Source organism: Micromonospora sp. WMMD964 (assembly GCF_029581455.1).
Lineage (GTDB): Bacteria > Actinomycetota > Actinomycetes > Mycobacteriales > Micromonosporaceae > Micromonospora.
In genome coordinates this window covers 6,051,432-6,071,966 of the sequence record NZ_CP120860.1, presented here as the reverse complement: position 1 = coordinate 6,071,966, position 20,535 = coordinate 6,051,432, and the positions used below count along the sequence as shown (strand labels likewise).

At 73.0% G+C, this 20,535-nt stretch carries 15 protein-coding genes and 1 pseudogene; 10 read left to right on the top strand and 6 right to left on the bottom strand.

What is annotated here, in order from left to right; all coding sequences use genetic code 11:
* Positions 1–30 precede the first annotated feature (30 nt).
* The 5 genes from O7616_RS27570 to O7616_RS27550 all read left to right on the top strand — a co-directional run bounded on the left by O7616_RS27570 (position 31) and on the right by O7616_RS27550 (position 4,045).
* The gene (locus tag O7616_RS27570) at positions 31–204 is read left to right on the top strand and encodes a hypothetical protein (RefSeq protein WP_282264940.1); all 174 of its coding nucleotides are present in this window, start codon (positions 31–33) and stop codon (positions 202–204) included.
* 64 nt (positions 205–268) lie between these two features.
* Positions 269–1,045, top strand: a complete 777-nt coding sequence (locus O7616_RS27565) for a methyltransferase domain-containing protein (protein WP_282304642.1) — start codon at positions 269–271, stop codon at positions 1,043–1,045.
* Positions 1,042–2,208 carry a nucleotide pyrophosphatase/phosphodiesterase family protein gene (locus O7616_RS27560; RefSeq protein ID WP_282304641.1) on the top strand — a complete coding sequence of 389 codons (1,167 nt, stop codon included), beginning with the start codon at positions 1,042–1,044 and terminating at the stop codon, positions 2,206–2,208. The genes O7616_RS27565 and O7616_RS27560 overlap by 4 nt, the downstream gene beginning before the upstream one ends.
* 62 nt (positions 2,209–2,270) lie before the next feature.
* Positions 2,271–3,530, top strand: coding sequence for a DNA polymerase IV (locus tag O7616_RS27555; protein WP_282257557.1), 1,260 nt, complete (start codon positions 2,271–2,273; stop codon positions 3,528–3,530).
* A 116-nt stretch (positions 3,531–3,646) separates the two neighbouring features.
* Positions 3,647–4,045: a DUF3040 domain-containing protein gene (locus O7616_RS27550; RefSeq protein ID WP_030334542.1), complete on the top strand. Its 399-nt coding sequence runs from the start codon at positions 3,647–3,649 to the stop codon at positions 4,043–4,045.
* A 483-nt stretch (positions 4,046–4,528) separates the two neighbouring features.
* Here the strand turns inward: O7616_RS27550 and O7616_RS27545 are convergent, their stop codons facing one another.
* The 3 genes from O7616_RS27545 to O7616_RS27535 are packed head-to-tail and all read right to left on the bottom strand — an operon-like array spanning position 4,529 to position 9,366.
* A complete protein-coding gene (locus tag O7616_RS27545; RefSeq protein WP_282304640.1) occupies positions 4,529–6,997 on the bottom strand; it encodes a DUF3488 and transglutaminase-like domain-containing protein in 2,469 nt (822 codons plus the stop codon).
* A 16-nt stretch (positions 6,998–7,013) separates the two neighbouring features.
* Positions 7,014–8,312 (bottom strand): DUF58 domain-containing protein, encoded by a 1,299-nt coding sequence (locus tag O7616_RS27540; RefSeq protein ID WP_282257563.1) that lies wholly within the window; start codon positions 8,310–8,312, stop codon positions 7,014–7,016.
* 1 nt (position 8,313) lies between these two features.
* Complete coding sequence (locus O7616_RS27535; RefSeq protein ID WP_088988401.1) at positions 8,314–9,366, bottom strand: MoxR family ATPase; 1,053 nt, start codon at positions 9,364–9,366, stop codon at positions 8,314–8,316.
* 404 nt (positions 9,367–9,770) lie between these two features.
* Here O7616_RS27535 and leuS point away from each other — a divergent pair, with 404 nt between their 5' ends.
* On the top strand, positions 9,771–12,611 hold the full coding sequence (gene leuS / locus O7616_RS27530; RefSeq protein ID WP_282304639.1) for a leucine--tRNA ligase: 2,841 nt from the start codon (positions 9,771–9,773) through the stop codon (positions 12,609–12,611).
* A gap of 375 nt (positions 12,612–12,986) precedes the next feature.
* Here leuS and O7616_RS27525 read toward each other — a convergent pair whose 3' ends face one another.
* The 3 genes from O7616_RS27525 to O7616_RS27515 are packed head-to-tail and all read right to left on the bottom strand — an operon-like array spanning position 12,987 to position 15,623.
* On the bottom strand, positions 12,987–13,670 hold the full coding sequence (locus O7616_RS27525; RefSeq protein WP_282304638.1) for a VTT domain-containing protein: 684 nt from the start codon (positions 13,668–13,670) through the stop codon (positions 12,987–12,989).
* Positions 13,667–14,386, bottom strand: coding sequence for a glutamine amidotransferase (locus O7616_RS27520; protein WP_282257576.1), 720 nt, complete (start codon positions 14,384–14,386; stop codon positions 13,667–13,669). Before O7616_RS27520 ends, O7616_RS27525 begins: the two co-directional genes overlap by 4 nt.
* On the bottom strand, positions 14,376–15,623 hold the full coding sequence (locus O7616_RS27515) for a MurT ligase domain-containing protein (RefSeq protein WP_282264818.1): 1,248 nt from the start codon (positions 15,621–15,623) through the stop codon (positions 14,376–14,378). Before O7616_RS27515 ends, O7616_RS27520 begins: the two co-directional genes overlap by 11 nt.
* A gap of 355 nt (positions 15,624–15,978) precedes the next feature.
* On the opposite strand from O7616_RS27515, the gene mraZ reads away from it, so the two are divergent.
* The 4 genes and pseudogenes from mraZ (at position 15,979) to O7616_RS27495 (ending at position 20,528) form a co-directional block, all read left to right on the top strand.
* Entirely contained in the window at positions 15,979–16,410 is a 432-nt protein-coding gene (mraZ, locus tag O7616_RS27510; protein WP_030488958.1) for a division/cell wall cluster transcriptional repressor MraZ, read from the top strand.
* A 205-nt stretch (positions 16,411–16,615) separates the two neighbouring features.
* A pseudogene (rsmH, locus tag O7616_RS27505) lies at positions 16,616–17,725 on the top strand (16S rRNA (cytosine(1402)-N(4))-methyltransferase RsmH).
* Positions 17,715–18,317, top strand: coding sequence for a hypothetical protein (locus O7616_RS27500; protein WP_282257578.1), 603 nt, complete (start codon positions 17,715–17,717; stop codon positions 18,315–18,317). The pseudogene rsmH and the gene O7616_RS27500 overlap by 11 nt, the downstream one beginning before the upstream one ends.
* Before the next feature lie 3 nt (positions 18,318–18,320).
* Positions 18,321–20,528 carry a penicillin-binding transpeptidase domain-containing protein gene (locus O7616_RS27495; RefSeq protein ID WP_282304637.1) on the top strand — a complete coding sequence of 736 codons (2,208 nt, stop codon included), beginning with the start codon at positions 18,321–18,323 and terminating at the stop codon, positions 20,526–20,528.
* Positions 20,529–20,535: the final 7 nt, after the last annotated feature.

Here is a 20,535-nt window from a genome sequence, read left to right as displayed (position 1 = left end):
GCCCGTGATCCGTGAGGGGGAATGACAGTGATGGGGAATCACGCGTACACCGGTGGAATCGCGAACGCCCGGCGGACCCGGCTGGGTGCGACCTGGGTGCCGTCGCACCTCGCCGACCCCCGCGAGTACGAGGTGACCAACGGCCCGGTGGCCAACGAGCGCCGGTCCCGGGCGGAGGACGAGGTCGAGGGCACCGAGTCCTGACCGACCGGCACCGCAGGCCGACCGGACGGGTGGCGGATGCGCCCGCCACACGCCCGCACCGGGGATGGACCGGGTGACTAGGCTCGACCGGGTGGAGCAGACCCGAGGCCGGTTCGCCGGGCCGCCGCTGACCCCCCGTACCGCCGTGATCTGGTCGGTGCTCCGCGCCGAACTGGACCGGCGCGGCGACGCCGAGCTCACCGTGCTGGACGTGGGCGGCGGCACCGGTGGTTTCGCCGTCCCCCTGGCCCGCGCCGGGCACCGGGTCACCGTTGTCGACGCCAGCCCCGACGCGCTCGCCGCGCTCACCCGCCGGGCCGCCGAGGCCGGCGTGGCGGACCGGATCGCCGCCGTGCAGGGCGACGGCGACGCCCTCGCCGGGCTGGTCGAGCCGGCCGGCGTCGACCTGGTGCTCTGCCACGCCGTGCTGGAGGTGGTCGACGATCCGGCGCCCGTGGTGGCGGCGCTGGCCACCGCGCTGCGTCCCGGCGGCGCGGCCAGTGTGCTGGTGGCCGGTCGGGCCGCCGCCGTGCTGGGCCGCGCGATGAACGGTCACCTCGACGTCGCGGCCACGCTGGCCACCGACCCGGACGGCGCCGCCGGGCCGCGGGACACCCTGCGGCGACGCTACGACGCCGCGAGTGCCGCCGCGCTGCTCGGCGCCGCCGGTCTCGTGGTCGAGGAGATCCACGGGGTACGCGTGCTGGCCGACCTGCTGCCGGCCGCGGTCGCCGACGGGCAGCCCGCCGCCCTGGTCGAGTTGGAACGCGCGTTGGCCGCCCAGCCGCCGTACCGGGATCTGGCCGCCCAACTGCACCTCTTCGCCCGCCGGCCGGCATGAGCGACGCACCAGCCGGGGCGCCGCTGGCGGTCCTCGGGCCGGATCACGGTGGCGGCCGTCTCGCCGACGTGCTGCCCAGTGCGCTCGCCGTGCTGGGCGTCCCCGGCTCGGCCGACCCGCTCGGGCTCGTCCCCGCCCTGGCGGGGGTACGCCGGGTGGCCGTGCTGCTGGTCGACGGGCTCGGGTGGTACCAGTTGCCGACCGCCGCGCCGTACGCGCCGACCCTCGCCGGGCTCGCGGCGACGGTGGCCCGGCCGCTCATCGCCGGTTTCCCGTCCACCACCCCGACCAGTCTGGTGTCGTTGGGCACCGGCGTCGCGCCCGGCGCGCACGGGGTGCTCGGCTTCACCGTGCGGGTGCCCGGCACCGACCGGGTGCTCACCCACACCGACTGGGCCGCCGACCCGCCGCCGCTGACCTGGCAGCCGGTCACCACCCAACTGGAGCGTGCCCGCGCCGCCGGTGTGGCGGTGACCGTGGTGAGTCGGCCGGAGTTCGGTGGCAGCGGGTTGACGGTGGCCGCCAACCGGGGTGGCGACTTCCGGGGCGCCGCCGGCGGTGAGGCGGTGGCCGCCGCCATGCTGGCCGCGCTGGCCACCGGCTCCGGGCCGACACTGGTCTCCGGCTACCACGCCGACCTGGACCGGTACGGCCACGTCTACGGCGTCGACTCGGAGCCCTGGCGGGTCGCCGCCGCCGAGGTGGACACTCTGCTCGCCCGGCTGGTCGACGGGCTGCCGCCGGACGCGGCGCTGCTGGTGACCGCCGACCACGGTCAGCTCGACGTACCCGCCGAACACCGCTTCGACCTGGACACCGACCCACGGCTGCGCGCCGGGGTGCGGCTGGTGGCCGGTGAGGCCCGGGTCCGCTACCTGCACGTCGAGGCGGGCGCGACGGACGACGTGCTGGCCGCCTGGTCGGAGGTGCTGGGCGACGCCGCCCGGGTCCGCACCCGGGAGGAGGCGGTGGCCACCGGCTGGTTCGGTCCGGTGCCCGAGGAGCATCTGGCCCGGATCGGCGACGTCGTGGTGACCTGCAACGACACGTACGCGGTCATGGCCACCCGTACCGAGCGGCCGATGGCGTCGAAGCTCGTCGCGTACCACGGGTCGGACACCGCCGTCGAGCTGACCGTGCCGCTGCTGGTCGTCCGCGGCTGACCGGGGTGAGGTCCGGCCCACTGGTGGCTGGTGGTGTCGTACCCCCGGGTTAACCTGCCGGGATGGGCCGCAGCCAGTCGTTGCCCCGGGGCGACGATCCGCGCTTCGGGCCGGACGCCGACGACTCCGCCAGCCCGATCCTGCACGTCGACATGGACGCGTTCTTCGCCGCCGTCGAGGTGCGCCGCCGACCCGAGCTGCGCGGCCGGCCGGTGATCGTCGGCGGCGTCGGGCCCCGCGGGGTGGTCAGCTCGGCCAGCTACGAGGCCCGCCGGTTCGGGGTGCGCAGCGCGATGCCGACCAGTCAGGCCCGGGCCCGCTGCCCGCACGCGGTCTACCTGCCACCGGACTTCACCGCCTACAGCGCCGCCTCGCGGGCGGTCATGCAGATCTTCCGGGACGTCACCCCACTGGTCGAGCCGCTCTCCCTCGACGAGGCGTTCCTCGACGTGACCGGCGCCCGTCGGCTCTTCGGGTCCCCGGCCACCATCGCCCGTCTGATCCGCCGCCGGGTCGCCGAGGAGCAGGCGCTCACCTGCTCGGTGGGGGTGGCCCCGAGCAAGTTCGTGGCCAAGCTGGGCTCCACCCGGGCCAAACCGGACGGCCTTCTGGTCGTGCCGCCGGGGCAGGTGCTCGACTTCCTGCACCCGCTTCCGGTGGACGCGTTGTGGGGGGTGGGGGAGCGCGCCGCCGAGGCGCTGCGCCGGCTGGGTCTGGCCACCGTCGGCGACCTCGCCGAGGCGCCGGTGGGCATGCTCCGGCGCGCGGTCGGTGCCGCCTCGGCGGCGCACCTGCACGAGCTGGCCTGGGGACGGGACCCGCGTGCGGTCAGCCCGGAGCACGTCGACAAGTCGATCGGCGCCGAGGTGACCTTCGACGTCGACGTGTCCGATCCGTTGGAGATCCGCCGTGCGTTGCTCGCGCTCAGCGCCAAGGTCGGTGTCCGGTTGCGGGGTTCCGGGCAGGTCGGGCGCACCGTCGCGCTCAAGGTCCGGCTGGCCGACTTCCGCACCGTCAGTCGCTCCCGCACCCTCGACGTGCCCACCGACACCGCCCGGGAGATGTTCGACACGGTCTGGGCGCTCTACACCGCACTGGACCCGGGCGAGCGGATCCGACTGGTCGGTGTCCGGGTCGAAGGGCTCGCCCCGGCACAGGGTGCTCCCCGGCAACTCACCCTCGGCGCGCCTGAGCGTGGCTGGCGCGAAGCGGAAGCTGCCGCCGACGCCGCCGCTGCCCGTTTCGGGCGGTCCGTCATAGGTCCGGCCAGTCTGATGGGCGACCGTGAGACCCGTCGAAAGGAAAATCCACCCCACCCGTAGGTCGTCCCGCTTTCCGACGCGCGACCCCCCTCGTAGACTTGCGGGTAAGCAGCCGGTTGGCTGCCACGGTCTGTCGGCCCGAGTGGGCCCGACCAACGTGACCGGGGAGGAGTGCCGTGCCGCTCTCGGAGCACGAGCAGCGGCTGTTCGAGCAGATCGAGCGGTCGCTTGCCGAGGACCCCAAATTCGCCTCGGCCGTGCGCGCCAGCGATCCGCGCTTTCACGCGCGGCGTCGCCTGCTCGTCGCCGCCGGCGTCATCATCGCTGGCTTGGCTCTACTGGTCTATGGCGCGGTGATCAAGACTCCACCGCTGGCGGTGGCGGGCTTCGTCGTCATGTTGGCGTCGGCCGCGTTCGCGGTGCAGTCGCACCGACGGGCGCAGTCACCCGACCTGCACGTGGTGGGCGGCACGACGAGTCGTCGTCGCCCCCGCGGTGGCCGATCCGGTCGCCGGTCGTCGATCCTGGACCGCATGGAGGACAGGTGGCGGCAGCGCCCGGAGGGGCACAGGTGAGCCGACCCCGCCGCTGAGGCGGGCCGGACACCGCGACGAGCAGGTCGCCGGGTGTACTCCCGGCGACCCTTGTCGTGCCCGGCGTGCCTCCGGGCCGCGGGCCCGGCGTGCCTCCGGGCCGCGTGCCTGTGGGCCTCGTGCCTGCGGGCCTCGTGCCTGGCGTACCTGCGGGCCTCGTGCCTGCGGGCCTCGTTGTCCGGCGTGTCCGGCGTGCCTGCGGACCTCGCGCCTGCGGGCCTCGTGCCCGGCGCCCGGCGTGCCCGGCACCCGTCCAGGGCGCGGCGTGCGCCGCGCCCTGGCGTCTCGGGCGGTACCGCACGATGATCGACTCCAGGTCGGCGAGGTGGTGGCATTCCGTCCGCCGGACACCCCCACATCGCCGAAGTGGAGGCGATCAACGATCCGCGCGTCGGCCCGGGCATGCCGTCCAGACGGTGGGGCGGCGGCGGTGGGCCGCCGCCCCGAATCATCGATGGACGGTCGTCAGCGCGCCGCCCGGTCCGCCAACAGCCGACGGGGGTTCCAGCGCAGCAGCTGGTACCGGGCCCGCCCGGTCAACGCCACCATTCGGCTGGAGGTGTCCGCCAGGCCGGTCCTCCACCGCATCAGCACCGACGGCGGCAACACCGCGGCGAGCAGACGGGTCCGCCGGTCCGCCCGCGTGGCGAGCGCCCCACGGACCGTACGGAGTGCCGGCGACAGCGGCTCACCGGTCAGCGGATCCCGCGCGTACCGGGCCCGCTCCTCCGCCCTGCCGAGCAGTCGTGCCGACTCCACCGCCGCGGAGTCGTCGAGCGTGTCCCGGACGAGCCGGTCCGCTGTCGCCCTGGGCGTCTCGGTCAGATCGACGGGAACCCGGAAGTCCACCAGAGTGTCGAGCAGCTCCGCCCACGCGGCGTGTGCGTCGGCGCGGGCACGGTCGGCGTCCGCGGTGACCACCACCGCACGGCCACCCGGCTCGGTGCCGTCGTCCAGAACGGTGGCGGCCACGGTGGCGCTCGGCCTCCCGCCCCGCCGACGTCGCAGCGCGAGCCGGCGCAGCGCAGGCACCGCGAGGAGGGCCAGCAGGGCCAACAGGCCCGCCGCCCACCACGGCCAGACCGGTGGCTGGTCCTCGGGGGTCGAACCGCCGGAGGAGAACCCCTCGTCGATCTCCCGGTCCGCGTTGTCCGGCCCCGTCGGCTCAGCCGACGCCTCGGGGCCGGTCGGAGTGTCAGTGACACCGGTGCCCGGCGTCGACGGCTCCGGCGCGTCGATGTCCGGTGCCCAGGCCGATCGGGTGGAGCCGGGCACCCCGTACGCCGGGGTGGCATCGAAGGGCACCCAACCGACGCCGTCGAAGAAGACCTCGGTCCAGGCGTGCAGGTTGAGGTTGGTCAGGGTGAACGTGTCACCGTCCCGGTTGCTGCCGTTGGTGAACCCGAACGCCACCCGGGCCGGGATGCCTGCGGCGCGGACCAACCAGGCCATCGACGCCGCGTACTGCTGGCAGTAGCCGACCTTGTTGGTCAGGAAGTTGACGATGTCCTGCCCGCTGCTGCCGCTCTCGGTGCTGAGCCGGTACTTGAACCCGTTGTCCGCCGAGAAGTGCTGGTAGATCGCCAGCACCCGGTCGTAGTCGGTGCGCTTGCCCTGGATCAACCCCTTGACCAGCTCGTCCACCTCGGGCACCCGGTCGGGGGTGGCGGTCATCTGCCGGAGTACCGGGTGCTCCGCCGGAAGCGGCGGCGCGGCCCGCAGCACCGCCGGGGTGTATGTCGAGCGGACGTAGTCGAAGGAGTACTTACGGCCCCGGGAGTTCTCCCGGTTGGAGAAGACGATCTGCTGGTTGGGGTCGTACAGCCAGTTGGAGCTCAGGTCCTCGGTGCGCACCGGCTCGGCGTACACCGGCATCAGCGCCATGCTCAGGCTCTTGGTGACCTCGACGGTCGCCCGGTAGGTGGTGCGCTGCACGCCCCGCCCGGCCCGGTCGGCCGGGTCCGGCAGGTCCCGGTTGGCCGGCCGGCCGCTCGGGCTACGCGCCAGGAAACCCGACGGACGCAGCTCGTCGGCGACCGCGTACCGCAGGTAGAACGGGTTCGCCTCGGTGGTGGTGACCTTGACCATGTCGAACACCTGCGACTGGTTGAGTTGCCCGGCGAGCGACGCGAACAGGTCGATCCGACCCGACGTGCCGCCGGAGCCGGTGCCGTTCCCGGTGCCGTTCCCCGACCCCCGGCTGAGGCTGTCGAGCATCCCACCGGTCATGCCCGGCACCGCCAGGGGCAGGACCACCGCCACGGCAACCCCGATCACCGCGAGCCGGCGACCGGCGGACGCCAGCGGCGATGCCTCCCACACGTCGATGTCGCGGCCGTCACCGGTGAACCGTCGCCCGAACCGGCGTACGCGGTCGACGTTGTCGGTGACCAGCAGCCAGAGGTAACCGGCGGCGCCAACCACGAACGGCACCGGGGGGACGCTGTCGACGTAGACGGCCACCGGCACCGAGTAGATGGCGAGCATCGGCAGCCCCGCCAGCGCGGGCCGGCGCAGCCCGACGGCCAGGACGTCGACGAGGACGGCCACCCCGGCGACGCCGAGCACGGTGATGAACAGCAGCGGGTCGGTGTCGGGAACCTCGACGCCGTACGACCGCATGTCCTGTGCGGACCCGGCGACCAGCTCGCTGAAGTGCGCGAACGTGCCCGGCGTGGGCAGGACGGCGAACAGCTCCGCGCCGCTGGGGAACAACCAGGTCAGGGCGAGGACCAGGCCGGCGAGCATGCCCAGCACCTGACCCCACAGCGGGGCTCGGGCGAGCCTGGTCAACGCGGCCACCCCGGCCACCACCGCGACCGCGATGACGGACTCGATCAGCCACGTCCAACTCTCGAAGATGGCCGACAGCGGCGCGGCCGCCAGCAGAGTCGCCGCGGCCGCCACCGCACCGATGTTGCGACTGGCGCTCATGAGGGGAACCTTCCGTTCATCGCACGCCGCCGGCCACCGTCTCGGCCAGCGCGGCGCGCAGGGCGAAGCCCTGGGAGCCCCGACCGGCCTGCGGCCACAGCGCGGGCAGCCGGCTGCCGTGGTCGACTCCGACCACCCGCCAGCCGCTGCGCACCATGGCGAGGACGGCGGTGCCGTGCGCGTGCTCGGCCTCGGCCCGGGCCTTCTCCGGCAGGCTGAGCCAGGTCGAGCTGTTCAGCAGGAACCCCACACAGGTGGCACCGTTGCCGCGCAACCCGGCCAGCAGCTCGGCCTCGGTCACGCTCACCGTGCCGAACAGCCCGATGATCAAGCCGCCGTCGGAGCGTTGGCGGACCTGTTGCACGAGGTCGGTCACCTCGGCGCGTTGATCCAGCCGGACCTCCGCGAGATGGTCGAGCAGGGCCCCGTCACCGCCGGCCTCCGAGGCGTCCACGTCCACCCCGGAACCGGTGACCAGCCGCAACTTGTAACCGGCCTGGCGCAGGTGGACGGCGATGCTCGCGGCGGCGGAGACGGACCACTCGAAGCTGGCCGTCGGCCCCTCGCCCCGGTGGCCGTACGCCCGGGTGTCCAGGACGACGGTGGCCCGGCTCTCCCACGGCTGCTCCTCGCGACGCACCATCAGCTCGCCGGTGCGGGCGGTGGACTTCCAGTGCACCCGACGCAGGTCGTCGCCACGCCGGTACTCCCGGGTCGCCGCGTCGTCCTCGCCGTGCACCGCCACGGACCGGGCCCGGCTGTCGCCACTGCCCGCGTACTCCCCGGGGAGCCGCACCGACGGCAGCGGGGTGACCTGCGGGATGACCGTCAGGTGGTCGGTGCTGGGGAAGGACCGGGTGAGCTCGCACAGGCCGAACGGGTCGGTCATCCGGACCACCAGCGGGCCCACGTCGTAGCGACCCCGCACGTCGGCCCGCACGGTGTACGCCACGGAGGTGGCCTGGTGCGCGCCGAGCCGCTCCAACACCACCCGGGGGCGGCTACCCAGCGCGTAGGGCAGCCGGTCCTCCAGGAGAAGGGTGCCGGTCGGCAGCCGGGAGAGGTTCTGCAGGCGCAGCACCACGCGGGAGTTGGCGCCGACGGGAACCCGGTGTGGATCCAGTGAACGGTTGCAGGCGAGCTTGTAGCGGCTGCGCCCGACGTAGGCCGCGGCCAGCAACGGGAGGATGGCCAACAGCACCGCCACCCGCAGCAGGTCCTTCTCGCCGAGGATGGCGGCCGAGATCGCCGCCGCGAGCGCGGCGGCGAGGAAGGAGCGCCCGCGGGTGGTCAGCCCGCGCAGCCCGGCACGCACGTCACGGCCTCCGCGGCTCGTAGGGCGCGCGGCCGTTACCGGTGGCGGGCCGGGTGTCGTACGGGTTGCGCTGCCGGTCGTGCGGCAGGGGAAGGCGGTGCACCAGCTCGGAGACGATCGCGTCGGTGGTGCGGCGGGCGAGCTGCGCGTCGGCCGTCGGGATGATCCGGTGCGCGAGCACCGGCACCGCCAGGGCCTGCAGGTCGTCCGGGAGGACGTAGTCGCGACCCTCCAGGGCGGCGACCGCCCGGGCGGTGCGCAGCAGTTGCAGGGTCGCCCGGGGGGAGGCGCCGAGCCGCAGGTCCGGGGCCTCGCGGGTGGCGGTGACCAGGTCGATGGCGTACTGCTTGACCGCGTCCGCGACGTGCACCTGCCGGACGGTCGAGATGAGCTGCCGGACGATGTTCGCGTCGGACACCGGGCGCAGCTCGTGCAGCGGGTCGGTCGCGCCGTGCCCGTCGAGCATGGCCAACTCGGCGTTGACGTCCGGGTAGCCCATCGCGATGCGGGCGGTGAAGCGGTCGCGCTGCGCCTCGGGGAGCGGGTACGTCCCCTCCATCTCGATCGGGTTCTGGGTGGCGATGACCATGAACGGGGTCTGCAGCTGGTAGGTCACGCCGTCGACGGTGACCTGCCGTTCCTCCATGCACTCCAGCAACGCCGACTGGGTCTTCGGTGAGGCCCGGTTGATCTCGTCACCGACCACCAGGTTGGCGAACACGGCACCGGGGCGGAACTCGAAGTCGTGCGTCTCCTGGTTGTAGACGCTGACGCCGGTCACGTCGCTGGGCAGCAGGTCGGGGGTGAACTGGATCCGCCGCACGGTGCAGTCGATGGACCGCGCGAGGGCCTTGGCCAGTTTGGTCTTGCCGACACCCGGGACGTCTTCGATCAGGAGGTGACCCTCGGCGAGCAGGACGGCCAGGGCGAGCCGCACGGTGGCGGTCTTACCCTCGATGACCTGCTCGATGTTGGCCACGATGGCCTCGCTGGCGGCGCGGAACTCGTCGTGCGGCAGTAGGCCGCCCACCTCGTCCCAGGTCTGTTGTGTCACGGGCCTCCTCCTCGTCGCCGTCACGGCAGCTCTGACTAGAGCACCTGGACCCGCCGTTGGGTTCGCGACGTCGAGCCTCGTTTGCCGCAGGAATCTCACTGGTCTCTCAGGCTAACCATGTTTGTCGTTATCGCCGACCCCCGCAGGTAGTCCGTCGGTTACGCCCCGGAATATTCGCCGGCCCGGGGCTCGGGTACGACCTCGGCCGGGGGCGGGCAGGCCGAGCCGTAGGCGAGGTACACTGCGGGACATGGCCGGAGTCTTCCTGCTTCTTACCGGGCCGTGCTGATGCGCTGAACGCAGCGACAGCACGGCGGCCCCTCCTGCGCGAGGGGCTTTTTTGTGCCCGCCGCCGGCCCGGCCCGGTGGTGCCGAGACGAAGCGAAGCGAAGCGAGGAGAGACGATGAGCGAGGCAGCCGCACCGGCGGACGACATCCCCCCGTTCCGGTACACCGCGGCCCTGGCCAACGAGATCGAGATCCGTTGGCAGGACACCTGGGCGCGCGAGGGCACCTTCCACGCGCCGAACCCGACCGGCCCGCTGGCCGATCCGACCCACCCGCGCGCCGGCGCGGAGAAGCTGTACGTGCTGGACATGTTCCCGTACCCGTCCGGTGCCGGCCTGCACGTCGGTCACCCGCTGGGCTACATCGGCACCGACTGCTACGCCCGCTACCAGCGGATGGCCGGCCACAACGTGCTGCACGCGATGGGCTTCGACGCGTTCGGCCTGCCCGCCGAGCAGTACGCGGTGCAGACCGGCACGCACCCCCGGACCACCACGGTGGCGAACATCGAGCGGTACAAGGCGCAGCTGCGTCGGCTGGGCCTGGCCCACGACGAGCGCCGTTCGGTGGCGACGATCGACACCGACTTCTACCGCTGGACCCAGTGGATCTTCCTGCAGGTCTTCAACTCCTGGTACGACCGCGACGCCGGCCGGGCCCGCCCGATCGCCGAGCTGATCGCCGAGTTCGAGGGCGGCAACCGACCCACCCCGGACGGCCGGGCCTGGGCCGAGCTGAGCGTCGCCGAGCGCCGCCAGGTCGTCGACGACCACCGCCTGGCGTACGTCTCGCAGGCCCCGGTGAACTGGTGCCCGGGCCTGGGCACCGTGCTGGCCAACGAGGAGGTCACCGCCGACGGCCGGTCCGAGCGGGGCAACTTCCCGGTCTTCAAGCGCAACCTGAAGCAGTGGATGATGCGGATCACCGCGTACGGTGACCGCCTGCTGGACGACCTGGACAGCCTGGACTGGCCCGAGCCGATCAAGCTGATGCAGCGCAACTGGATCGGCCGCTCGCAGGGCGCGCACATCGACTTCCCGACCGCCGCCGCGCCCGTGCGGGTGTTCACGACCCGACCGGACACCATCTTCGGCGCCACCTACATGGTGCTGGCCCCCGAGCACGAGCTGGTCGACACGCTGGCGCCGGCCGCCTGGCCGGACGGGACGCGGGACGCCTGGACCGGCGGGCACACCACCCCCCGGGCGGCCGTCGAGGCGTACCGCAAGGCGGCGGCGGCCAAGACCGACGTCGAGCGACAGTCCGACACCAAGGAGAAGACCGGCGTCTTCATCGGCGCGTACGCCACCAACCCGGTCACCGGCGGGCAGATCCCGATCTTCATCGCGGACTACGTGCTGGCCGGCTACGGCACCGGCGCGATCATGGCGGTTCCGGCCCAGGACGAGCGGGACTGGGCGTTCGCCGAGGTCTTCGAGCTGCCCATCGTGCGTACCGTGCAGCCGGCGGAGGGCTTCGACGGCAAGGCGTACACCGGTGACGGCCCGGCGATCAACAGCGCCGCGCCCGAGCGCGGCCTGGACCTGAACGGCCTGGGGATCGCCGACGCCAAGGCCGCGAGCGTCGCGTGGCTGGAGGCGAACGGGCACGGCACCGGCGCGGTGACCTACCGGCTGCGCGACTGGCTGTTCTCCCGGCAGCGCTACTGGGGTGAGCCGTTTCCCATCGTCTACGACGAGACCGGCGCGGCCATCGCCCTGCCGGAGGAGATGCTGCCGGTCGAGCTGCCGGAGGTGGACGACTTCTCGCCGAAGACGTTCGCCGCCGACGACGCCGACAGCAACCCGGAGACCCCGCTGTCGCGGCGGCGCGACTGGGTCGAGGTCGAGCTGGACCTGGGTGACGGGCCGAAGCGCTACACCCGCGAGACCAACGTGATGCCGCAGTGGGCCGGTTCCTGCTGGTACGAGCTGCGCTACCTGGACCCGACGAACAGCGACCGGTTCGTCGACGCCGAGAACGAGCGCTACTGGATGGGTCCGCGCGGCGACGGTGACTGCGGCGGCACCGACCTGTACGTCGGTGGCGCCGAGCACGCCGTGCTGCACCTGCTGTACGCGCGCTTCTGGCACAAGGTGCTGTTCGACCTGGGCCACGTGTCGTCGTTCGAGCCGTTCCGCAAGCTGTTCAACCAGGGCATGATCCAGGCGTACGCCTACACCGACTCGCGCGGCAGCTACGTGCAGGCCGAGGACGTGGTCGAGCGCGACGGCGCGTACTACCTGGAAGACCTGGTGGTCAACCGCGAGTACGGCAAGATGGGCAAGTCGCTGAAGAACGTGGTGACCCCCGACGACATGTGCGCCGCGTACGGCGCGGACACCTTCCGGGTGTACGAGATGTCGATGGGCCCGCTGGAGGTGTCCCGCCCCTGGGAGACCCGCGCGGTGGTCGGCTCGTACCGGTTCCTGCAGCGGGTGTGGCGGGCCGTCGTCGACGAGCAGACCGGCGCGCTGCGGATCACCGACGACCCGGCCGACGAGGCGACCCGTCGGCTGCTGCACAAGGTGATCGACGGGGTCCGTGGCGACATGGACGGCATCCGGTTCAACACCGCGATCGCCAAGCTGATCCAGCTGACCAACGGGCTGACCGGCCTGTCGGCCACACCCCGCGAGGTGGCCGAGCCGCTGGTGCTGATGGTGGCGCCGTTCGCCCCGCACCTGGCCGAGGAGCTGTGGCGCAAGCTGGGCCACGACACCTCGCTGACGTACGTGGACTTCCCGTCCGCCGACCCGGCGCTGCTGGTGGCCGACACGGTGACCTACCCGGTGCAGGTCAACGGCAAGGTCCGTGGCCGCGTCGAGGTCCCCGCCGACGCCTCCGAGGAGACCGTCCGTACGGCGGCCCTGGAGGCGGTGGCCGCGACCCTGGCCGGCAAGGAGCCGCGCAAGGTCATCGTCGTCGCGGGCCGAATGGTCTCCGTGGTCGCCTGACGATCGCCGTCCCGTCCCCGCCCCCGCCCTCGTCCTTCCCGCCCTCGCCCTTCCCGCCCTCCGCAGGGAGGCAGCAACATCGGGGATGTTGCTGCCTCCCGCCCGCCGCAAGCAGCAACATCCCCGATGTTGTGACGATCTTGGGCGCGGGGCGCGGGGCGCGGGGCGCGGGGCGCGGGCGCGGGGCGCGGGCGCGGGGCGCGGGGCGCGGGGCCGTGAGGGCGTGAGGCGTGAGGCGTGAGGGCGCGGGGCCGTGAGGGCGTGAGGGCGTGAGGGCGCGGGGCCGTGAGGGCGTGAGGCGCGAGGGCGTGAGGGCGCGAGGCTCGGGGCGCGCGGGCGTGAGGCGCGAGGGCTTCCGTGCGGTTCGGTGCCGGGTCAGACCGGCATGCGTCGGCGGCGGCGTTCGGCGCGCCACCACTGGTGGACGAGCACCACGCTGGCGATCAGGCCGAGGCTGGCCGGGGCGGCGGCGTACCAGTTGATCTGGCCGGGGGAGCTGACCGCGGCGCCGATCGCCGCGTAGCCGAACGCGGTCGGCGCGGACGCGATCACGCTGCCGGCCAGGAACGGCAGCACCCGGGCACCGGTCGTGCCGTAGCCGTAGCTGACCAGACCGAAGCCGGCGATCGGCAGCAGTCGGACGGTGACCACACCGAACACGCTCTGCCGGGCGAACCAACCGTCGAGGCGGGCCAGGCGACCACGGACCCGTTCGGCCACGAACTCCCGGCCGAGCAGGCGACCGACCGTGAACCCGATCGCGGCGGCCACCAACGCGGCGCCCAGGGCGTACGCGGCGCCTTCCAGCGGGCCGAAGATCGCGCCGGCGGCGAGCGTGATGAAGGTCCGGGGGACCAGCGCGACGAGCAGCAGCGCACCCCCGAGGATCGCCGCCACCGGGGCGAAATCGCCCAACCGGTCGGCCAGCAGCGGAAGGTGCTCCGGATCGGGCCGGGGCACCAGCAGCAGCAGGAGCCCGCAACCGACGATCAGGAGCACGAGCAGGCCGAACCGGACGGCCGACGGCTGCCGCAGCAGCCGTCGGACGGCACGGATCATGCCCGGGCGGCGGCCACTGCCGAACGACGTTCGTTGCGGAGCCGGTCGGACCAGGTGTCGTCGAGCGGCGGGAGTTGGTGCGCCCCGGTCGCCCAGCGCAGCAGCAGGTCGGCGAGCGCCGGGTTGCGGGCGAGCGCCGGGCCGTGCGAGTAGGTGCCCAGCAGCTTGCCGCGCCAGGCGCCCTCGGTGGTGCCGTCGTTGCCGATCCCGGCGGTGATCCGGGCCAGCGGGGAGACCTCGGGGCCGAGGTGGGTGCGGCCACCGTGGTTCTCGAAACCGGTCAGCGGGGGCAGACCCAGCCTGGGGTCGATCTCACCGGCCAGCTCGCCCACGGCCCGGCTCTCGCCCCGGTCGGACTGCAGGTCGAGCAACTCCAGGCCACGGCACTGCACGCCCTTGGCGAAGAAGGAGGTGCCGAGCAACTGGTAACCGGCGCAGACGCCGAACACGACCGAGCCCTGGGCGACCGCCCGGTGCAGACCGCCGTCGGCGATCAGCCGCTGCGCACCCAGCGCCTGCGGGCCGTCCTCGCCGCCGCCGACCAGGTAGATGTCGGCTGTCGAGGGCAGTTTCTGGTCGGAGCGCACCTCGACCACCTCGACCGGCATGCCGCGTTGGCGGGCTCGGCGGGCGAGGATCAGGGCGTTGCCCCGGTCGCCGTAGGTGGACAGCAGGTCGGGGTAGATCCAGACGATACGCAGGCTCTCAGATGACACGGTCCAACTCCGCTCGGATGTCCTGGAACGCGGTGTAGTTCGCGATGACCTCGAGCCGCCCGGGCGGAACCGACCGGATGGCGTCCTCGAACGTGCGGACGTGCTGGAAGGGCACGTCGTTGACGTCCAGCCGAACCGCCAGGTCGAATGCCCGGTCACCGGTGATCAACACCTGCCGGCCGCGGAGCGGGGCGAAGTCGACGTCGAAGAGCCAGGACGTGTCGAGGCCGTCGGGGTCGCGCGCGTTGATGGAGAGCAGTGTCGGCGCGTTGTCGGCCATGTCGAACGCCTCCAGCCAGCTGGCCGGGTTCTTGGCCAGCAGCAGCCGGATGTTGCGCCCGTCCTTGTCGACCTGCGCGTAGCGGCCGGCGACCGAGGTGACGATGCCGAGGCGGGACACCGCGTCGACCGGACGGACACCGAACTCGGCGGCCACGGCCAGCGCGGTCGCCGCGTTGCCGACGTTGACCTTGCCGGGCAGTTGCAGGGAGACCTTGTGCCAGGCGCCGGTGGGGTCGAGCACCCCCTCGTCCTCGACGACCCACTGCGGCTCCGGTCGGCGCAGCGCGCAGCCGGTGCACCACCACTGGTCGCCGGAGCGCGCGATGGTGGAGCCGCACTCCGGGCAGACCCACGAGTCGTCGTGCCAGCGCTGACCGGCGCTGAACCAGGTCACGTGCGGCGGGTTGATGCCGCGGGCGGGGTCGCCCGGCGGCGTGGCGGCCCAGACCACCATCGGGTCGTCGGCGTTGGCCACCACCCGGACGTCGGCGTGCCGGACCAGGGCCGCGCGCCAGAGCTGCGCCATCATGGCGACCTCCTTGGCGCGGTCGAGCTGGTCGCGGGAGAGGTTGAGCAGCGCGACCACGTGCGGCTCGGTGGCCTCCAGCACCTGAGCGAGGTAGTGCTCGTCGACCTCGAGCACCGCGTACGGGGTGCTGCCGGCCTTCGCCAGCGCCGAGGTGTGCCCGGTGGGCATGTTGGCGCCGAACGAGTTGGTGGCGACCCGGCCGAGCACGCCGACCGCGGCGGAGGTCAACCGGGTGGTGGTGGTCTTGCCGTTGGTGCCGGAGACGAGCGCGATCGCACGCCCGGCCGACAGGTGGGCCAGCAGGTCCGGGTCGATCTTCAGGCCGATCCAGCCACCGATCACCGAACCGTCGCCACGGCCGGCCGCCCGCGAGAGCGCCGCGGCGGTCCGTGACACGGAGCTGGCCACCTTGGCCCGTAGGGGCATTTTCGCGTCCGTCACGCGAGCGAGGTTACCGGACCGCCCGCCCCGCCAGATCGCCGCCGACGGTGAACCGTTCGGCCGTGGCGGCTGTGCGGGCGGCCGGTCACGCCTCCACCGGACAGAGTCGATCTATGTCGGAAAGCGGACCACGCCGGGGGACCGCCGCGGCCCTCCACTCCGCTCCACCCCTCGTGACGTGCGGTTTTGCCCTCGGGTGGAGCGCGCCACGCGGGCGAATCTGGTTGCAGGTGGAGGGAAGTGGAGTAGAGTGGGGACCAATGGTGAGGCCGGGAGGGCTCACCGGCCCGGGGGGTCAGCGGCGCCGCGAACGCCGCTCAGGGGCAAGGGGGGTAGGGCCGTGTTTCTCGGCACCCACACTCCACGCCTGGACGAAAAGGGCCGGCTGATCCTTCCGGCCAAGTTCCGAGACGAGCTGGCGGGGGGTGTTGTGGTCACCAAAGGGCAGGAGCGCTGCCTCTACGTCTTCCCCACCCCCGAGTTCCAGCGGATCGCGGAGCAGTTGCGCGCGCAGCCGATGACGCACAAGGCGGCCCGGGCCTACAGCCGGGTCTTCTTCGCCAGCGCGCACGACGAGGTTCCGGACAAACAGGGTCGGGTGACCATTCCAGCCCACCTGCGGGCGTACGCCGCGCTGGACCGCGAGCTGGTGGTGATCGGCGCGAGCACGCGGGTGGAGATCTGGGACAAGGTCGCCTGGGAGACCTACCTCGCCGAGAGCGAAGACGACTTCGCCGACATCGAGGAGGGGGTGCTGCCCGGCGGTCTGTAGGGCGGAACGGCGCCCGACGTACTGCGAGATCTCCAGCCGCTTTCGAGTTCCTGGCATCCCTTCCCCGGTGCCAGGCGCACGATCCAGTCATCGGGTGCGAGTCCGGTGTCCGGCGGGAGCGGATGGGGATCTGGCGGTACGACGGCAGCGCCGTCCGACGACAGGCGCACGAGAAGAACGGACGTTTCAACCAGTGGGGGTCACCATGGGGGAGTTGCGCGGCACGCACGTGCCGGTGCTGCTCGAGCGCTGTCTCGAGCTGTTGGCCCCCGCGCTGGGTCGAGGCGGCCGGACGGTCTACGTCGACGCGACGCTCGGCCTGGCCGGGCATGCCGAGGCGGTGCTGGAGGCGCATCCGGAGACGGTCCTGATCGGGCTCGACCGGGACACCGAGGCGCTCGCCCACGCGCGGGTCCGACTGGCTCGGTTCGCCGATCGGGTGCACCTGGAGCACGCCGTCTACGACGAGCTTCCGGATGTACTGGATCGGCTGGGCTATCCAGGCATCGACGGGATCCTGTTCGATCTGGGCGTCTCGTCGTTGCAGTTGGACGCGCCCGACCGCGGGTTCGCGTACGCCCAGGACGCGCCACTGGACATGCGGATGGACCAGACCCGGGGGGTGACCGCCGAAGAGGTGGTCAACACCTACGCCCACCCGGACCTGGCCCGGGTGCTGCGGGTCTACGGCGAGGAGAAGTTCGCCGGCCGGATCGCCTCGGCGATCCTGCGGGAGCGGGAACGCGGCCGGATCACCTCCTCCGTGCGGTTGGCGGAGCTGGTTCGGGAGTCGATTCCGGCACCAGCCCGACGAACGGGCGGACACCCGGCAAAGAGAACGTTTCAGGCTTTACGGATCGAGGTAAACAGAGAACTGGCAGCGCTGGAGACAGCGTTGCCATCCGCACTCGACGCACTGACCGTGGGCGGTCGCATGGTGGTCCTGTCCTACCACTCGTTGGAGGACCGGCTCACCAAGGCGGCGCTCGCGGACCGGGTTCGCAGTAAGGGCCCGGTCGACCTCCCGGTCGAGCTTCCCGGGTCGGGTCCGACGTTCCGGCTGCTCAGCCGAGGCGCCGAACTACCCGGGGAGGCGGAGGTCTCCGCGAACCCGCGGGCCGCGTCGGTGCGGCTTCGGGCAGCGGTTCGACTCGACCCGAACGCGACGGAGCAAGGGCGGACCGACCGCGAACGGTCTCGCCGACGGGTGAAGGGAATGCACCAACCGGGCACGGGGTCCGCCTGATCCGTGGGGGGTCAGGGGCACCGGGACGGCAGAGGGACGGATGTTGAGGGGGAGGGACATGAGCATTGACAAGCGCGACCGCCGGTACGCCGGCGGCGAGCAGCGCGCACCGCGGTCGGGGGGCCGGACCGCGGCGGAGCGGGCTCCGCGCCTCGGAAACGGTACGCCACGCATCGATCGAGTGAACCGGCAGGGGGAGACTCGCGCCCGGGGGGCGCGCGAGTTCCCCACTCAGGGCACCGCCGCGCTGCGGCCGGTCGAGAAGGCCGGCGCTGCCGGTGGCGCGCGCCCGCCCCGGCTGCGGGTGGCGCCACCACCGCCGGTGTCGGTGCCGCGTGCGCCGTTCGCGGCGCTGATCGTGGTGCTGGTGGTCGGCGGGGTGCTGGGCATCCTGGCGGTCAACACCAAGATCAACGAGAACGCGTTCCGGTTGGAGCGGTTGCAGCAGCAGCAGGCTCGACTGGACCTGGAGAAGCAGCAACTGGACAAGCAGATCGCCGAGGCCGAGGCGCCGGGCAACCTGACCGCCGAGGCGCGGCGGCTGGGCCTGGTGGACGCCGGGGAGCCGGGCTACATCCGGCTGCCGGACGGCAAGACGCTGGAGGTGCCGCAGCCCGCCACCGGCCAGCGGTCGGTGACCAGCCAGGGCACGGGAGGCTGACCGGTGCCACCGAGGTCGGACGAGCCGCGCCGGGACCCGAAGGGGGCCCGGCGCGGTTCTTCGCGTGAGGCCAGGCCCGCCGACGACGAGCCGCGCACCGGTGAGCCCGGGATCGGGGGTATCTCCGGCGCTCGGGCGTACACCCCGAGGGGTCGGACCGTCCGCGAGGACCGCGGCACGGCGGCTCGCGGTGGCGGCGCCGAGCAGCGTCGTACGCCGCGCAGCACCCGCTCCGGCGACCCGTTCCGGCCGGCGTTGCAGGTGCTCGACGGCGGCCGGGCCGCCGCGCGTTCCGGCCGACGCGACGCCCCGGCGGCCGGGCGCGGCGGCGTCGTGCGCACCGTCTCCCCGCGTACCCCGCGTGCTCCGGGTGTCGACGAGCCCGCACCGCGCCGCCGGACCACGCCTCGTGCGCCGCGCCGCGCCGACCGGCCGGTGGCCCGCCGCCCGTCCCGCAAGCCGCCGCGCCCGCCGAAGCTGGCCGACTCGCGGCTGCGGCTGCGACTGGGCACCGCGCTCGCCCTGACACTGTTCGCCAGCATCGGAATCCGGCTGGTCTTCCTCCAGGCGGTCGACGCCCCGGCGTACGCCGGCGGCGGCACCGCCGACCGCACCCGCACCGTCGAGCTACCCGCGCCGCGCGGGGCGATCTACGACACCACCGGCGCACCGCTGGCCCGCAGCGTCGAGGCGCGGTACGTCTCGGTCGACCCGACCGAGGTCGAGGACCCGCCCGGCACCGCGAAGGCGCTCTCCCCGTTGCTCGGCATCCCGGCGTCGAAGCTGGTCGAGCTGATGAAGCCCCGCAAGCTGGAGAACGGCGTCGAGTCGCGGTTCGCGTACCTGGCCCGGGGTGTGGAGATCGCGACCGCCAAGCAGGTGCAGGCGCTCGAACTGCCCGGCATCGGGGTGCACCGCGACGAACGCCGCGACGTGCCCGGCGGCGACCTGGCGGCCAACCTGATCGGCTTCACCAGCCAGGACATGGCCGGGCTGGAGGGTCTGGAGGCCCGCTTCGACGACGTGCTCGCCGGGCAGGACGGCAAGCGGGTGTACGAGGCCGGTCTCGGCGACCTCGCCGCACCGATCCCGGGCGGCTACAGCCGGACCATCCCCGCGAAGCCGGGCAGCTCGCTGGCCCTCACCATCGACCGTGACCTCCAGTTCCGCACCCAGCAGATCCTCAGCGCGGGCATGGCCCAGGCGCCCGGTGGCACCGGCGCGGCCGTGATCATCGAGATCCCCTCCGGCGCGGTGCTGGCCCAGGCCAGCAATCCCACCTACAGCGCGGCGAAACCGTTGCCGAGCGACCCGGTCGCCCGGGAGGACGCGGCGACGAGTTTCGTCGTCGACCCCGGATCGATCCACAAGGCGATCACCTTCGGCGCGGCGTTGCAGGAGGGTGTCATCACGCCGGACACCACGCTGCCCATCGCCAACGCCATCAAGAAGGGCGACACCTGGTTCCCCGACACCCACCCCGCCAACGGCAAGCGGATGAGCATCCCGGGGATGCTCGCCTACTCGTCGAACGTCGGCACGATCACCATCGCCGACAAGCTCGGCCGGGACCGGCTGATCGACTACCAGAAGCGGTTCGGGCTGGGTAAGCCCACCGGCGAGGGCATGCCGGGGGAGGCCAGCGGGCGGCTGCTGCCGGCCGACGAGTGGAGCGAGTCGTCGGAGGGGTCGGTGCCGATCGGGCACAGCGTCGACGCCACCCCGTTGCAGATGGCCGCCGCGTACGCCGCCATCGCCAACAACGGCACGTACGTGCAGCCGCACCTGGTCAAGGAGGTGATCGGCCCGGACGGCAAGCGCACCCCCACACCGGCGCCGGTGACCCGTTCGGTGCTCAGCCCGCAGAACGCGGCGGCGTTGCGCACCATGCTGGAGGCGGTCACCACCGTCGACAACGCCACCGGCCTGGCCGCCGCCGTCCCCGGCTACCGGGTCGCGGGCAAGACCGGCACCGGATGGCGGCTGGTGGACGGCAAGAAGCAGCCCGGCGAGGTGTCCTCGTTCATCGGGATGGCCCCCGCCGAGAACCCCCAATACGTCATCGCGGTCTTCGCGTACGCGCCCAAATCCAACGGCGCGGCGATCGCCGGGCCGGCGTTCCGCGACATGATGCAGTTCACTCTGCGTCACTACCGCGTGCCGCCGTCCACCGGCGGTTCCGCACCCAAGTTCACTGTCTATCCGCGCTGAGCAGCGA